Source organism: Dictyobacter alpinus, assembly GCF_003967575.1.
Classification (GTDB): domain Bacteria; phylum Chloroflexota; class Ktedonobacteria; order Ktedonobacterales; family Ktedonobacteraceae; genus Dictyobacter; species Dictyobacter alpinus.
In genome coordinates this window covers 2,957,374-2,973,126 of the sequence record NZ_BIFT01000002.1, presented here as the reverse complement: position 1 = coordinate 2,973,126, position 15,753 = coordinate 2,957,374, and the positions used below count along the sequence as shown (strand labels likewise).

Genomic DNA, 15,753 nt, shown 5'->3' with positions numbered 1-15,753 from the left:
AGTATCACTATATTTTTCATCCATAGTTATAAAACCAGATTCTTTCCTGCTCCCCATATGTCATCATCAATTATCTATAGAATAACACCAATGGATATTCGATCTCTAGCGCCAGTTCATTTCCAACCCAAATAACCCACCTCAACCCGGCGAGCATGGGACTTCAACCCTTGAGATCATTGCATAAGCAAAAGAAAGGCGCAATAAGCTTAAAAGCCAAATCCGCGATCCCTATTTGATGATTCGTGACCTGAAAGCTTCAAGATACGCGACACGACCGCCCGAGCCCGATAGCGTGTGGTGCGCCGATCCTCCGGAAAACAAACGAAATCCGGCAATTCTGGCGGCAAAGGCTCCCATCCCGGATAGCGAGGATCATCTGTCTCATCATCCACCGTTAACAACCCGTAACGATCTGCCCGCTCAATAAAAGACGCGCACCGACCCGGCCCAGGCTCATCGGAAGTGATATCAACCTCAAATTCTCTCTCATTATCCCCACGCCGCATCCGGAGCTGTCTTCCTATACGATGCAGATCAATTGGAAGAAAAGCTGAATATCCGCCCGTCAACTGCAACATATACCCCCGAAACCCCCGCTCACCTCCCAGCTCGCCTTCATCCTGGAACTCATCTTCAAAATAAGACATGTCCACACACTGCCTTTCAAAAAAATACTTCCTATATATATAGTAATACCCCCCCACGTCAACCTTTCAACTATCATAACAATTCATACCCACCCCATCATCCCAAACCCACCCCATTTTCACCATCAGAAGGCTAACATAACCATCGTTGATTCTGGGGACGTTGTTCGCATGGATGGGTGCGGACATGCTTGCTTTTCTCCTATGAGGATGAAATAATTGCTTATATCGTATATAGTTATGCCATACCTGTTGTTACCGCCTGTGTTTCTCTTGATAATTTTGATTGGGGTGTTCTATGAAGCTGTGGCGCTATGGGGTTCCGCTGGAGCAGTTGGGGGGGCGCTATCGCCTGGAGGGGATGCTGGGGAGCGGAGGTATGGCGGATGTGTGTCTGGCCTGGGATGAACGCGATGCATGTGAGGTGGCGGTTAAGGTGATTAAGGATAATGAGCTGGATCAGCGTACCGTGGATCGCTTCTTGAAGGAGGCGTCTCAGGTGGCTCGCTGGCGGCATCCACATATTTTGCGCATCTTTGGCGCTACACGCTTTGAGTTGGTGGATCGCTCACTTGGATCGATGATTCCATATATTGTGATGGAGTTTGCTCAGAATGGGGATCTGCATAAGCGTTTGCAGCCCGGCACTCCGTTTGCGTTTGCTCAGACGCTGGTGGTCTTTGAGCAATTGTGCGCTGCGGTCTCCTATGCGCACTCTCAGGGCATGATCCATCGGGATTTGAAGCCGCTGAACATTCTTTTTCGGGCGCTGGCGGATGGCTCGGAACAGATGGTGTTGAGCGATTTTGGACTGGCGGTCGAAAAGGATGCGACCCATTTTACCTTTGCGTCCGGCGGGACGCTGCCCTATATGGCTCCAGAGCAGTTACGGGGACGGGTAGAGCAGGCCAGCGATATCTTTGCGCTGGGAGTAATCCTCTATCAACTCTGTACGGGCCGCCTGCCCTTCCGGCGTTCGCTGGCGAGTATCAGCCGCCGCGATCCTTTGCCACCTCCGCGCTTACCCAGTCAGGTCTTTCGCTTGTTACCTCCAGATCTGGATGGGGTTATTCTACGGGCACTGGCCGAGGATCCGCGCCAGCGCTATACAGATGCCCTGGATTTCTGGGATGCGGTACAGGAGGTGGTGTCGGCCAGTACAATCCATGCGATTACCCGCCATCAGTCACAGTACTCATCGTCGTCGGGGGCCAGATCTATCCAGGATCCGTTCATCAGCGACTCTGCTGCTGATGATGACATTGCTCATCTACCGTTCCGCCAGCCATCCTATGGCCCTACCGCCAGACAGGCGCCCGATGCGCTGGCTTCCCGGCCCTCTCTACCAGCATCCGATGACTTCGAGGAGCTGGAGAGCGAGCCCAATACTGCGCGCATCCGCTCTAACAACACTGAATCACAATCACGGTCCGTGCGCCGCTCGACAGATCTACAGACCCGCATCCCGCCGCGCACCTCACGTGGACCTATTTCATCACCCGATCCTATCTCTACCACCGGACCAACCGCGATCCCCACACGACCAGCGCCACAGCCACGCCGCCAGCGTCCCTGGCGCATCGGGATCGCCCTGATCGCACTACTCCTGCTAGGATTGATCTCTTTCCTGCTCGCACCGATGATCATGAATGGTGTCCACACAATTACAGGTGCCCAGACCGGCCCCACCATTACCCTTGTCCCTAACACATCCATTATCACCGAAAATTACACTATCCAGGGCGTCGCCAGTAATCCCGATCCCCAAAAATTCCAAATCACCACCCACACAGTCACCGCTAGCAAATCCCAAACTCAACCAGCCATCGCCACAGGCCACACCCAAACACAAGGCGTCGTAGCCAAAGGCACACTGACATTTTTCAATGGATCTTTTGCTCCATTCACTGTTAATGCTAATATTACTATCCCAGGACCCAATGGAACTGAATTCTTAACAGATCACACATTTACAATACCAGCAGCAAGTTCTGTTACAGGAAAACAAGGTGCTCAGGATGTGCCTGCTCATGCCACAAAACAAGGAGCAATTGGCAACATTACAACGTTAGGTATTAATCAGGCTTGTTGTACAGATCAAAACTTTGTGACGGTAAGAAATAAGGCTCCATTCACAGGCGGGCAGGATACTCAAGATTATAAGTTTTTGCAGCAGGCTGATGTAGATGGGGTTGTCAATCAGGTGAAACCGGAGCTTACGACGCAGGCGCAGGCGGCCTTGAAAGCGAATGTGCCTGCAGGCGAGCAACTTGATGTAAATAGTGTGCAATGTAGCCCGCAGGCAAAGCCAGATCAGGCAGTGGGGGATCAGGGCAAGAATATAACCAGTGCCCAGGTATCTGTGACGCTCAGTTGTAGTGGTACGTCCTATCATAAGGATGAGTTACAGCAGCTGGTGATGCAGCAGATGCTGGCCAAGGCCCACCAGAATCCTGGGGATGATTATCAACTTCAAGGGGAGGTTACCACTACACTCATGCCCAATCCAGCTAATTCTATCACGGCTGGCTTATTACTGGTCCAGGGTCATGGCACATGGGTCTATCAGGTGAAGGCAGAACAAAAACAGCAGTTGCTACGTCAGGTGGCTGGAAAATCTATCGACGCAGCAAAAAATATCATAAAGCAGCAAAAAGGCATCGTCAACGTGTTTATTAAGTCAGGGGATAATGCGGCCGCTACACTACCTACCGATCCAACCGCAATCACCATTCAGGTACAAAGCAGCCCCGGAACAAGCCAGGGCTAATCCGTTGATCCTGTATGCTTGACTAATCAACCCTATTCTTGAGATAACTAAGCTAATAGTCTGACTCACTTCATGTGATAGCGATCGAACCGTGCGTCAAGGAGACGGCAACCCGCAAGGAGATTGCCCTACATCTGTCGTTTTTCTTGTTCTTTTATTTGAAAAGGGAATAAAATACTTTTGCTATAAATCTACGATAAAGTGACCTGGAAATGAGTAGCCTCTGCCAGGGTTCCTGATCGTGAGCATGTTGGGCCTGAAAGGTCGCTATGTGAGATGTATTGAGCAGTGGTTCAACCCACTTCACTTGCTAACAAAGCGGGCATACCAGAAGTGGCTCGACCCACTTCACTTACTAGCAAAGCGGGCATACAAGGGCGGCCAGTCCCTTAAATGGTGGTAAAAGCGGGGATGCAAGGGGCGGCCAGCCCCTTGCATGATGGTAAAAGCGGGGATGCAAGGGGCGGCCAATCCCTTGCATGATGGTAAAAGCGGGGATGCAAGGGGCGGCCAATCCCTTGCATGATGGTAAAAGCGGGGATGCAAGGGGCGGCCAGCCCCTTGACTGGGGGCTCGGGGGCTGTGCCCCCGTTTCCCCCTCCCCCCTCCCGCCCGCGTAGCGGGCGAAGAGCCCATCATAGGAGCAGACAGTAGACCAGAAGCCAGAATTATCCGATACACGTTAGCTAAACGTATACCAAACAAATATATATGAATACACGGCGAGGACCAACAAAATTTCTTTTGAAAAAACCCCCTCGTAACGTGGCCAGCCACCACCAGTGGCAAAAAAAATATCACGCAGCTCTAACCTTTATTATTTGTGAGAATACTGTAATTTTGCAGAAGCAAACATATTCTTCTCTTTCCGATTTGATCAGTATAGTGTAAAATGAACGCCATAGGCGAGAAACGCAAATTTTATGGCATAGAGGGATTGAATTATGAGACAGGGTAATGGCACGGACTTGCTGGGAACGAATGACCCTCGGAGTGCAACTATTGGTGTCATCTATGTTTCTCCCAACGACGATCGCAAGAGTGTACTCACCGCAATCTTGACCCAGGAAAAAATGAATCGCCAACAAATTGTCATTGTTTTGCCTAATCCAAATAAAGCATTTCAACGTCCGCTGGATTTTGATGATCTGAAAAGTTTACGTCAAACGGTGCAGGGCGAGATGATATTTATAGCTCCTGATGGTCCTGGTCCAGCTGAGTTTGCGCGCCAGCGTCGCTTTTCTGTGTATCCGACATTGGAGGCCTATACACAGGCTTTCCGAGCCAGTGAGGCTCCTTCCCCCACGGCGGCTCCTGTAGTGGAACCTCCAGCGGAGAAGCGGAGCCGTTTCTTTGGACGACGTGGTAAATCAGCTGCCGCTGGTGCCGCGGCAGGCGCGGCTGCTGGTACGGCCGCTGGAAATTTGCCACTTGATAATGAGCCGGACTCAACGACGAAGTTTGTGGATGAGGATGCTCAGTCAGTTCCACCCGCACCAATTGCTAAAACGCCGGTTACGAATGTACCAAAGGCGCCATCAACTCCGCGCGTGCCTGCGACACCACGGCGCAGTACGCTGGATGACGATGATGATCTGGGACCTACGGGAGGCTCAAATATTGCTGGTGCAGCCGCAGCCGGAGCCGCTGGCGGTATCGCCGCCGATCGCTTGCGCCGCGCCAGCCGGCCCGCACCTCCAGCAGGTAATCTCGATGATGAAGACATGACGGCGCTGGCTCCCCAGGATCCCGCGACCCGCAACCCTGCTCCTTCTGTGCCTCTGGATCCTAATGCGACCCAGCAAGGACCGGGTGGACCAGGCATTATCGATCTACAGCCGGTGAATCCACGTGCACCCGGGCAGGCCCCCAGTGCGCCACTGAATAATCGTCCGGTGCAACAGAATACAGGCAAACAGAATGTTCCCCCACCGGTGGTGACTCCCAATGAGCTTGAGGATCCCGATCTACCACCACCAACCCATGGCGCCAAGCGTCGTCGCACTGGCAGTATGGCGACAGGCGCGGCAGGCGCGGGCGCTGCTCTGGCCGCAGCTGGAGCAGGCCGCACAGCAGGACCTAATGCGTCCGCTGGCAGCGCCAATGCAGCCTCTGCCACACCCATCCAACGTCCGCCCGCAGGAGGAACTCCTCCGCGCCCTGTAAACCCACGCGATCGTGAACGCAGGCCAGGGCGCCTCGTTGCTATGCTCTTAGTGCTGCTGCTGGCACTCCTTGTACTTGCTACCTGCATCTTTGCCTCAGTATCACCCGACAGCTTCCAGAGGACGGTCGGCGCACCACTTTCGGGCATAATTCCCAAGGGAGCACCAACGACCACCGCTACCGTCACCGTGACACCTGACAGCAAGGTTATTACCGACAATTACGTTATGCAGGCAGTGGACGCCAATCCCAATCCCAACCAACTCCAGATCAAGCTGCATAACCTCAAAGCTAATCCAGCAGCCCAGAACCGTCAGGTCAACGGCACCGGTCATACTGCCACTGATCCCGCCACGGCAACTGGTACGTTAACATTCGTTAATGGTTCTTCACAGGCTGTAACGATTAATGCTACAGCTATCAACGGACCAAATGGCGTATCCTATATCCCTGATCGCCAGGTAACTATTCCTGCAAGTAATCTTCCTGCTATAGTTGGTCAGCGCACAGTTACAGCGCATGCGACAACAGCAGGCAGTAAGGGAAATCTAGGAGCAGGCGCATTTAAAAAACCATGTTGTCTGGCTGGTGATTTTATCACTGTGTCCAATGGCACTTTCAGCGGGGGTGTTGATCCGCAGAATTATACTTTTGTGCAGCAGGGAGATGTAGATGCAGTAGTAAATCCACTGTTGACGACTCTTTCACAACAGGCGCAGACGGATTTTAATAAGCAGTTGGCAGCCAATGAGCGTCTGGTAGGGAACCCGACCTGTACCAAGAATGTGGATGTCAATCAAAACAATATTGGCGATCAAGGCCACAATATCGCTTCTGTGCCGGTAACGGTCACTGCGACCTGTACGGGCATCGCGTATGATCAGACGGGGGCGCTGAAGGTGGCACAGGATCGTTTGCAGAAGAAGGCGACGACCGATCCAGGGGCTGGTTATGCACTGGTTGGGAATATCAGCTCACAGGTGGTCAACGTCAATAAGCAGGGTCAGAACATTACCTTGCTGGTAAACGCTAAGGGCACCTGGGCCTTCCAGGTTGGAGATACACAGAAATCGGAGCTGGCCCGTAATCTGGCGGGTAAGAAATTGGCGGATGCACAGGCATTTCTGAAGGCACAAAAAGGCTTCAAGGATGCCACAATCAAGCTAAGCGATAATAGCAAGACCATGCCAACCGATCCAAATCAGATCAAGATTGACGTATTGTCGGTTCCTGGCTCACCCAGTACTCCAACGACGAATCCAGGGGGCACAACTCCCCCTGTGACCGGGCCGGACACGACACCAGTAGCACCTGAAGGGCGGGGGTCCATCAGCTCTACTGGACCATTGAAAGGATAAACGCGCGTAATGCTGTCGCTAGAGGGCAAACAGCTCGGTAACTACGATATCATCCGGCGCATTCGCATCGGTGGCATGGGAGCCGTCTATGAGGGGCGTCAGCGCACGGCTTTTGATCGCCGTGTCGCTATTAAGGTGATCCTGGGCGATTATGCCGCCGATCCAGATATGCGGCGGCGTTTCGCGCGCGAGGCGAAGACGGTTGCTCGCCTGCAACATCCACATATTTTGCCACTGATCGAGTTTGGTGATGAGCAGGGCATCCTCTATCTGGTGATGCCCTTTATCGAAGGAGGTACGCTCACCAGCTATCTGCGCCATAATCTGCCAGGACTTGGCGAGGTCTCGGCGATGTATCAGCAGATGCTGGATGCGGTGGAGTATGCCCATGACCATGGCTTGATCCATCGCGATATTAAATCCTCCAATGTACTGTTGGAGCTACGACGTAATATGCCTCCCTATGCCTATCTGGCTGATTTTGGCCTGGTGCGCGCGGTCCGTGCCAGCGATGCCAGTCAGGTCGGCAAGCCAATTCCATTGGAGCAGGTTCCGGGTACTCCTCACTATATGGCCCCTGAACAGACATTGGGCATTGTGACACCTTTAACCGATATTTATGCCCTCGGTGTCTTGCTCTATCAAATGCTGACCGGAAACCTGCCCTATAATGATCCCGATGAGGTGCGTGTCATCGAGATGCATCTGCACGATCCGATTCCGTCGCCCTGTGAGGATGATGCATCGGTCCCTCTTGAGCTAGGAGAGGTCGTCAGGACGGCCATGGCGAAGGATCCCGCAGATCGCTATCCGAATGTGGCTGCGCTGCGTGTGGCCTTCCTGCATGCCCTCCAGGGCTCATCCTCCGATTTGCCAGTAACCGAGGATGTCAAGCCAACGCGTGCCACACTCCAACTGAGTCCGGAGGAGCGTTCAGCAATAGATGCGCCGCCAGAAAGTCCGCGTCATAAAAACGCGCTTAACTTGCGGCGTCCACCGGTGGATCCACCGCGCCCAATCATTATGCATCAACGTCCACGCACCAGCGAGTTGCCCCCACAGGTAGCGGTACGCGATAAACGTGAACGTAGCGAGCAGCCAGAATATATAGAGCGCACCGAACGTACTGAACGGCCAGAGAAACCTGAGCGCCTCTATGCCGCTGAGAACGTCCGTCAACGCCCACGTATCACCGAGGAACCAGTTATATCCACCAGCCGGCCACACACGATCCCACATCAACGGAAGCGTTTCATCTGGGTCCTGGCCCTGGTCGCCCTGGTGCTACTCGCGATGCTGCTCGTCCCACGCGTATTGGGGGCCAGCCTCTTTCCACCCACAGTGCCCCTGTTAGGAGGTACACAGACCGCTACGATCCGCATCACCCCTAAATCCAGTACACTCGAAAATTCCTTTTTGCTTACCGCCTCGCCACAGGTTAAAACGACCGACCTGAATGCCCGCACCATACCTGATCGCCTGCTCAGCTCATCACAGGAGATCAAAACCGTCATTACCACTACCGGCATCAACAAAACCAACGGCCAGCGGGCCAGCGGACTGATCCGCTTTGTCAATACCACCAAAAATCCGATCCCGGTCTCCAAAAATCTCATCCTGACCAGCGGGAACGGCGTCCAGGTGCAACTCGTCCAGGACAGCACGGTGCCACCCAAACAGGATAATACTCCCGGTCGTATTGACCTGCCAGCGGTTGCCTTGCAGACTGGTCAGGCCGGCAATATCGCCGCCAACGCCATCAGCGGCACCTGCTGCAAACCGACGCTCTTCACCAGCAATCCGGCCCCCTTCGTCGGTGGGACAGATGATGCCACCACGCACTTCTTCTCCCAATCCGACCTGGATGCCACGAAGGCCGAACTGTTTGGCAAACTCAAGCAGCAACTCCAGGGTCAGCTACTGCAGCAGGTCAAAAACAACGAAATCATGGCTGGTGTTCCAGACTATAAGATAGTCAACACCGATACCGATAATCAAGTCAACGCGACCGTGGACAAAGTACAGCTCACCATCAAAGTGATGGGACAGGTCGCGGTCTATCAGAAAAGTGTGGCCCAGGCGGCTGCCCTCTCCTTGCTCAATACCTATGCCAGGAAAAAAATTGGTACTGGTTATCAACTCCAGGGACAGGCTACGGTCAGCGATCCCATCGATGCCACCGCCGGGAAAGATGGCCTCGCCTACCTCACCCTCAAAGCCCAGGGCATCTGGTCCTATAACTTTAGTGACGACCAGATCAAAAAGCTACGGGCACCCATCAAAGGCGCCAGCGCCGATGTCGCCAGAACCTACCTGATTACCCAACCCGGCGTAGAGAGCGTGGATATTCGCCTGCCATTCGGCACCGATCATATCCCAACCACCCTCGACGACATCACCATCATCCTCAGCCCTCGCAACGGACAATAAATGCACAGGATTCTGTCGAAGCGACCGAACAACATACCGCTGTGAGGGCGATCATGATCGTCAACAGAGACATTAACGTGTGCCGAGGAGACGACCCACGGTCGCAAGGGGCAGTGAAAACAATTATCATATTTTAAAACTACAAGGAAGAGATAATATGAAACATTTTTTCACGACTACTATATGGGCGAGATTATCTAAAAAGAGATTTTTCATCATACTTTTTACCGTGTTCTTATTAACGTTACTCCTTTTTGCTATTTCAGTTCATCTAAGTCAGCGTGCCTTACACGTCCCTTATTTTATCGAAGTATTTTTTTCTTTTACGGTAGCTCTCTTATTTTTTTCTGCCAAACATCAATCAAAAGGAAAAAACTTTCTTAAAAGTGATATTTCAGCGGGAATAGCCACCTTATCAATGGGTTCTATTATCTTAATTGACATATTAGAAGCTTTTTCTACATCTTCTTATTATTACTCTATTACAGATTTATTAATAATATTATTTGTCTTAGCACTCGCATGCTTAACTCTATTTAGATCACGTCAAATTAGTGGGTGACTATTCAAGTAGCTTGGAAAGTAGGTGATGGTCATGGATACGCTCACGCCTCTTGAGCACGTCTCCCAGCGTAACGGCACGCCCTTGCGGCTGCCCCAGTTCACGTATGAAAAGTGCCTCAAACACGTGGTCATGATGCCGAGCGCCTGAGGAAACGGAGCCAACCTCGTACGTGTACCTGCTCGTACGTGAATTGGGGCAGGGACAAGCCCTGCCGTTACGTTGAGAGACATGCTCACTATTCGCCAGCCTCTCAATCAGGAGGCGCCAAGTTGAATCTATTAGCCATTGCAACCCATTTCGCCCTGAAGGACGGTAAGCCAATTGATTTACGGTTTCCTACGATAAAGTGACATGGAAATGGCTATTGTAGGGCAATGTCCCTTGCGGCCGTGAGCCGTCTCCTCGGCTCATGTTATGGTCCCTGATCATGGTCATATTGGGCATGAAATATCGCAACACAGGATGTCTTGGGCACGGGGTGTCGCACATGATGTTAAACAACCATTTGCAAATTCACTCATATTTCTGCATATACTATAGGGGAGAAACATTGCCTCCTGGTTGCGATGATAAGGCGTGGAGTTGATGTTATGATCTTGCTTTTATGCTACGTAAGGTCTCATAAAAGCTTCTTACTCATGTAAAGTGTTGAGTTATCAAAAGTGTCCAATAGCTTTTTATGAAAGAAATAAGACGATGACAAAACATGTCCACCTGACAGTACCCGTTAGCGAGCAGGATCACAGCCAGGGACCTGTAACGGCCCCGGTGACACTTGTTCAGTATGGCGATTACGAGTGCCCTTATACACGGCAGTCAAACACGATCGTGCGGGAGATTCAACAACAACTCGGAGATCGCTTGCGGTTCGTTTTTCGGAACTTTCCTCTCCTCCAGATTCATCCTCATGCCCTTCAGGCTGCGGAAGCGGCGGAAGCGGCGGCGGCACAGGACAAGTTCTGGGAAATGCATGATTACATTTTTCATCATCAGCATACGCTAGAGGATGCTGATCTGGCCCGCTTTGCTGATGCTGTTGGCCTGTCGCAGGAGCAATATCAACAGGATATGCACGAACATCGCTATCGGGACCGCATTCGGGATGATGAAGAGAATGGCATACGCAGTGGAGTAGAGGGAACACCAACCTTCTTTATCAACGGAGTACGCTATGATGGCTCCTGGGAGCAAGAAGCACTTCTGGCTGCACTCACGCAGGTATCCGCGTAACTTCGTGGCTTATCCACACTTTCTTCCTTCACAATACATCTCTATTTGAGGAAAGCATTGCATCTACTCATCGCATTGAATCGACCCTCTGGATAATCCAGAGGGTCGCCGCTGCAAGCAGCTATGAGCAACTTGTGCTGATGACCAGGGTGCTGGCTGTATCTTTGGTATAGGATGTACCAGAACCGATGAGTCGGGCGGTACCGGGTATACGGATAATGGTATTCAGGCTACTACCATCAGCCTGACTATTTGGACTTGCCACAATACTCCATTGCTTACCATCCCAGTGCTCAAGGAGAGGCACTTCCTTGGATTGATCATTGATCTGAGAACCAGCACCCCAAACGTTGGTTGGAGAGAGGGCGATGACGCTTTGTAATCCGCCATCACTAACCAGGCCAACGTCTGGCAGCATACTCCATTGCTTACCATCCCAGTGTTCGAGCAACGGCCGGCTATCTCCACTTTTAGGATCAATGCTCGTTCCAACGGCCCAGATGTCATTAGGGGCGCTGGCAGAGATGCCGGTCAACGCATTTACGTGTCCTGCTACGTTAGGACTATCTATCAGGCGCCATTGCTTACCATCCCAGTGCTCAATCAGGGGGGTGGCACTCTGGTTGTTGATATTGACGCTACCAACCGCCCAGGCATCATTGGGAGACAGACTGGTGACATTTTGGAGATGGTTAGCACCCTGGACAACGTTGGGACTGGCCACAAGGCTCCACTGCTTACCATCCCAGTGTTCGAGCAAGGCACTACTTTTACTTTGTTTAGCATTAGCTTCGCCGACCGCCCAGACATCATTGGCGCGACTGGCGGCAACCCCATAAAGGAAATTGTTAGCATTAGCTCCAGACACATTAGGACTGGCCACGCTACGCCACTGCTTACCATCCCAGTGTTCTGTCAGGGTACTGGTCGGCGCATTTTTGTCTGCATTAATACCAACCGCCCAGGCATCCTGCGGTGAGTTAGTAGTGACCGCAAACAGCACTGAAATCGCTTTGGTGGCTGGGACACTCATGCCGCTCCATTTACTACCATCCCAATGCTCAAGCAAAGGCGCGACATGCGGATCTTTCGTAGTGCCGTTCTGTTGACCAACCATCCATACATCATTGCCTGCGCTGGCTGCGAGCCCCAGGCTACTATTGACCATCCCAGGATTTGGGCTGGACATAAGTTGCCAGCTCTGACAACTGCTATTTTTGATTGTGTCCGCATGTATCTGCGTCGCAGGCGCGGCAAAACTTCCTGCACAGGCAAGGCATAATGCACTAACTGCGATACGTGTTCCAATCGAAAATGACATGGTTCTCTCCCATACAAACGACAAAGGTTACATAGGGGGATCGCTTGTTGCCCATAGCGAGCAAGCTACGTATTCATCTCTGCCGTAACGAAGCTTGCAGCCTTCTACGGTTATCTGTGATGCTTGCGAAAATCATTTCTCACCATAAACAAGCCATAAAAGACATGCAAGCACAATGCTATATTATACTCTTATTACGCATAATATATTCTTTAGAATAATATAAAATGCTCGAAGTGTCAAAACATACATATATATACACAAATACAAACAGCATTGTATTTGTGTGTTAAACTTCAAAAAATATATTTATATCAGGCTTCAAGTATAATGTAAGTAGAAAAAAGCATCTTGCTCATTCTACTCAACACAGAAGGGAAGGCCTACACATGAAACGCCTGAAAAAAGTTCAGTCATCACCGATGGAACAAGTGGCAAAGTTCAGCGAGCTTTCAGATGAGCAGCTAATGCGGGTCAGCGGTGGCCTGAACCCACAGCCCCTGCCACCTGGTTTGCGCACGATCAACAGGTACCAGAGCCAAAATCAAACAAACACGAACAATATTAGCCGCCTCGGCGATGGCATCACCAACGAACGCCGCATCATCATTGTCAATGGTGTTGGTAACAATCGAGACCGCGATCAAGATCAAGATCAAGATCAAGATTAAATCTACCTGCGACCGATCTATTCGGTGGCTACAGACGTGGGCCGACACGGCGGCCCACGTGGTGCCTCCTATCATCAAGCACAAACGATCTGGTAAATCGCCAACACTACAAGACCAGCCAGAGGATGGCAGCGATAAAGCAACTAACTCCGATCAGACGTGGGAGGAGCTTGCTGGCACAGTTTGCATGCTCAATCCACATCAAGGCGGATAAACTGGCCAGCGCTAAAAAGCTGCGCATGCCGATACCAAACATAACTAACATCAAGGCTCCGTTGCCAGCCATATCCCACAGTCCATAACGCCAACCATGCTCCAACGGGGATCCACCATCATCAACCGCCACGATATGGAAACGCTCCAGACAGCGCAGTTTCCAGGAACTCCACTGAAAAACGCCAGCCACCACCAGGAGTGTTGCACCGATCCATACACTGTGCAGGTAGAGCCATTGCCAGTGGCGCACCACATTATGCAACAAACCATCACCACTGAAGGCGCCAAGCGCAAAAAGGGTCCAGGCGGCCGAAAAGCCAAGGATGAACTGTAGTTGGACTGGCCAGCTCTGTCCTCTGACTGGAACCAACCACCACAGTTGCACGCAAAGTCCGGGCAACATCATTGCCAGTACCATCACCTGCCAGCTCAATATAAACAATAACAGTGCCAGTTGCCAGGACAAGTGTCTGGATGCCAGCAAATAATCATGGTCCAACCAGGCGTCCTGACGTGTAAAGAAAGCCACCGCCAGCACCGACCAGCTCAAAAAAAGTAAACACCAGGGAAGGATAAAAGCAGACCAGCGGGCCTCGCGTATGCCACCTTGAATAGACACATACTGCGGATAATTCATACCATACCCCCTCTCTTCATCTCGTCTCTCTACAGCGCCAACGCTACAATGACAAGTACAAAGCACGATAACATGGAGGGGTTGATGCTATTGACACAGCATACAAGATAAATATAGAAGCATATGAAAAGTATAAACTGATTTAACATGCGAAGTCTATAGCAAATTATCAAGAATATACAGGTGATCCCATAAGCACTCCATGCCGATACACTTCATCCTGTATCCTCGATGGCTAAGGTGGTTATCACAAGAAAGGATTGGCACATTGGTAGCAGGGCACAACTATTTTCGTATGCCTTCCGTAAAAAGAGGAGACAACTATTTTATTATGCAACTTATCTGCAAAAAAAGCATGGGATTATTAACGTAATAACTGTTCATGTACTACTACAAAAGAAGGATACTTCTACATGTCGCTAGATACACAACAACCAGCTGTGACAGCGCCTCAGCGTACGAAACGGGAGCTCTGGTTGGATCGACTACTCATTTCTCTGACAATTCTAGCCTGGATCGCACTGACTGGTGTCTTCTTCTGGCTGGTGAGTCAGATTTCTCAGGCGGTTATTCTCCTGGCAATTGCGGCCCTGATCGCCTATGCCATTTATCCATTGGTAGAGGTTCTCCGTCGCTATATTCCTAAGCCGATCGCGATTACACTGGTCTATCTGGTCGTCTTTGGTGCCCTGGTGACCTTGCTCTATTTTGTGGGGTTAACGCTGGTACATCAGCTGACCTCACTGATTCACTATATCCAGCAGCAGGTTAATCAAGATGGCAATGATCAATTAAAGCCTGTTGTCGATGCGCTGGGACAATTTGGGATTACCCGTGACCAGATCAACTCGGGGGCGCGTGGCCTGGCCACACAGCTTCAGGGCCTTCTGACCAATATTGTGCCAGTGATCAGTAATCTGTTTAGTGTGTTGCTCAACACGGTCCTGATTACACTTCTCAGTGTCTACTTCCTGTTGAGTGGCCCACGGGCCACCAAATGGTTGCGTACCCAGTTGCCTCGCCGTTATAGCCAGACCGTCAACACGGTCCTGGATATCACCGGCAACGTCGTTGGTGGCTACATTCGCGGTACTTTCCTGCTTGCTACTGTCATCAGTACCCTGACCGGCATTGGACTCTTCTTTATCGGAGTCCCATATGCTTTGCTGCTGGCAATTCTAGCCTTTGTGATGGAGTTTATTCCGGTGATCGGTATCTATATCACTGGCGTGGCCATCTTTGTGCTGGCCATCACCAAAAGCGTGCCCATCGCCATCATTGCGGTAGCCTTTATGCTCGTAATGCAATTACTAGAAAACAACGTCTTCGCACCCCGTATCCTTGGTGGCTCCGTTGGACTGAATCCCATTCTGACAATATTCGCCGTGTTTGCTGGCTCAGAACGCTTCGGCATCGCAGGTGCCTTCTTTGCCGCACCAGTAGTCGGACTTATTCAGGCACTACTCCAAGCCTACTGGAAATACTGGCGCACCCGCCATCCGGAAGAATTTACTGAAGAGGATAGCGACAAAACCAACAAAATATCACTCCCAGAAAAAGCTTCTACCATCCAGAAAGGGTAGCCATAGTATCACCCAAGGGTGTTCGCACCTACAGATGCAAACACACTCTCTCATCAATCACAAATGCAAACACCCTTTTTTACTATAGATGGGAATTGGTGTGTTTAAACACACCAATTCCCATCTATAGTAAAAAAGCAAGGGTACTTCAGTACC

10 protein-coding genes are annotated in these 15,753 nt (G+C 51.1%); 7 read left to right on the top strand and 3 right to left on the bottom strand.

Annotated features, from left to right (window positions below):
- Positions 1–209: 209 nt before the first annotated feature.
- A complete protein-coding gene (locus EL633_RS34390) occupies positions 210–650 on the bottom strand; it encodes a hypothetical protein (RefSeq protein ID WP_126631720.1) in 441 nt (146 codons plus the stop codon).
- Between the two features lie 298 nt (positions 651–948).
- On the opposite strand from EL633_RS34390, the gene EL633_RS34385 reads away from it, so the two are divergent.
- The 5 genes from EL633_RS34385 (at position 949) to EL633_RS34365 (ending at position 11,169) form a co-directional block, all read left to right on the top strand.
- Positions 949–3,420: a serine/threonine-protein kinase gene (locus tag EL633_RS34385; protein WP_126631719.1), complete on the top strand. Its 2,472-nt coding sequence runs from the start codon at positions 949–951 to the stop codon at positions 3,418–3,420.
- A 944-nt stretch (positions 3,421–4,364) separates the two neighbouring features.
- Entirely contained in the window at positions 4,365–6,944 is a 2,580-nt protein-coding gene (locus EL633_RS34380) for a hypothetical protein (RefSeq protein WP_126631718.1), read from the top strand.
- A 9-nt stretch (positions 6,945–6,953) separates the two neighbouring features.
- The gene (locus tag EL633_RS34375) at positions 6,954–9,374 is read left to right on the top strand and encodes a serine/threonine protein kinase (RefSeq protein ID WP_126631717.1); all 2,421 of its coding nucleotides are present in this window, start codon (positions 6,954–6,956) and stop codon (positions 9,372–9,374) included.
- A 157-nt stretch (positions 9,375–9,531) separates the two neighbouring features.
- The gene (locus tag EL633_RS34370) at positions 9,532–9,936 is read left to right on the top strand and encodes a hypothetical protein (protein WP_126631716.1); all 405 of its coding nucleotides are present in this window, start codon (positions 9,532–9,534) and stop codon (positions 9,934–9,936) included.
- 699 nt (positions 9,937–10,635) lie between these two features.
- On the top strand, positions 10,636–11,169 hold the full coding sequence (locus tag EL633_RS34365; protein WP_126631715.1) for a DsbA family protein: 534 nt from the start codon (positions 10,636–10,638) through the stop codon (positions 11,167–11,169).
- 121 nt (positions 11,170–11,290) lie between these two features.
- Here the strand turns inward: EL633_RS34365 and EL633_RS34360 are convergent, their stop codons facing one another.
- Positions 11,291–12,490 (bottom strand): hypothetical protein, encoded by a 1,200-nt coding sequence (locus EL633_RS34360; protein ID WP_126631714.1) that lies wholly within the window; start codon positions 12,488–12,490, stop codon positions 11,291–11,293.
- Between the two features lie 389 nt (positions 12,491–12,879).
- Between EL633_RS34360 and EL633_RS34355 the strand changes: the two genes are divergently transcribed.
- The gene (locus EL633_RS34355) at positions 12,880–13,161 is read left to right on the top strand and encodes a hypothetical protein (RefSeq protein ID WP_126631713.1); all 282 of its coding nucleotides are present in this window, start codon (positions 12,880–12,882) and stop codon (positions 13,159–13,161) included.
- A 106-nt stretch (positions 13,162–13,267) separates the two neighbouring features.
- Here EL633_RS34355 and EL633_RS34350 read toward each other — a convergent pair whose 3' ends face one another.
- A complete protein-coding gene (locus EL633_RS34350; protein WP_126631712.1) occupies positions 13,268–14,014 on the bottom strand; it encodes a DUF2182 domain-containing protein in 747 nt (248 codons plus the stop codon).
- 413 nt (positions 14,015–14,427) lie between these two features.
- On the opposite strand from EL633_RS34350, the gene EL633_RS34345 reads away from it, so the two are divergent.
- A complete protein-coding gene (locus EL633_RS34345) occupies positions 14,428–15,597 on the top strand; it encodes an AI-2E family transporter (protein WP_126631711.1) in 1,170 nt (389 codons plus the stop codon).
- Positions 15,598–15,753 lie beyond the last annotated feature (156 nt).

Excerpts from the sequence above, each read along its gene's own strand:
- EL633_RS34385 (WP_126631719.1), top strand. The coding sequence starts at position 949 with ATGAAGCTGTGGCGCTATGGGGTTCCGCTGGAGCAGTTGGGGGGGCGC.
- EL633_RS34350 (WP_126631712.1), bottom strand. The coding sequence starts at position 14,014 with ATGAATTATCCGCAGTATGTGTCTATTCAAGGTGGCATACGCGAGGCC.
- EL633_RS34380 (WP_126631718.1), top strand. The coding sequence starts at position 4,365 with ATGAGACAGGGTAATGGCACGGACTTGCTGGGAACGAATGACCCTCGG.
- EL633_RS34365 (WP_126631715.1), top strand. The coding sequence starts at position 10,636 with ATGACAAAACATGTCCACCTGACAGTACCCGTTAGCGAGCAGGATCAC.
- EL633_RS34390 (WP_126631720.1), bottom strand. The coding sequence starts at position 650 with ATGTCTTATTTTGAAGATGAGTTCCAGGATGAAGGCGAGCTGGGAGGT.
- EL633_RS34370 (WP_126631716.1), top strand. The coding sequence starts at position 9,532 with ATGAAACATTTTTTCACGACTACTATATGGGCGAGATTATCTAAAAAG.
- EL633_RS34375 (WP_126631717.1), top strand. The coding sequence starts at position 6,954 with ATGCTGTCGCTAGAGGGCAAACAGCTCGGTAACTACGATATCATCCGG.
- EL633_RS34360 (WP_126631714.1), bottom strand. The coding sequence starts at position 12,490 with ATGTCATTTTCGATTGGAACACGTATCGCAGTTAGTGCATTATGCCTT.
- EL633_RS34345 (WP_126631711.1), top strand. The coding sequence starts at position 14,428 with ATGTCGCTAGATACACAACAACCAGCTGTGACAGCGCCTCAGCGTACG.
- EL633_RS34355 (WP_126631713.1), top strand. The coding sequence starts at position 12,880 with ATGAAACGCCTGAAAAAAGTTCAGTCATCACCGATGGAACAAGTGGCA.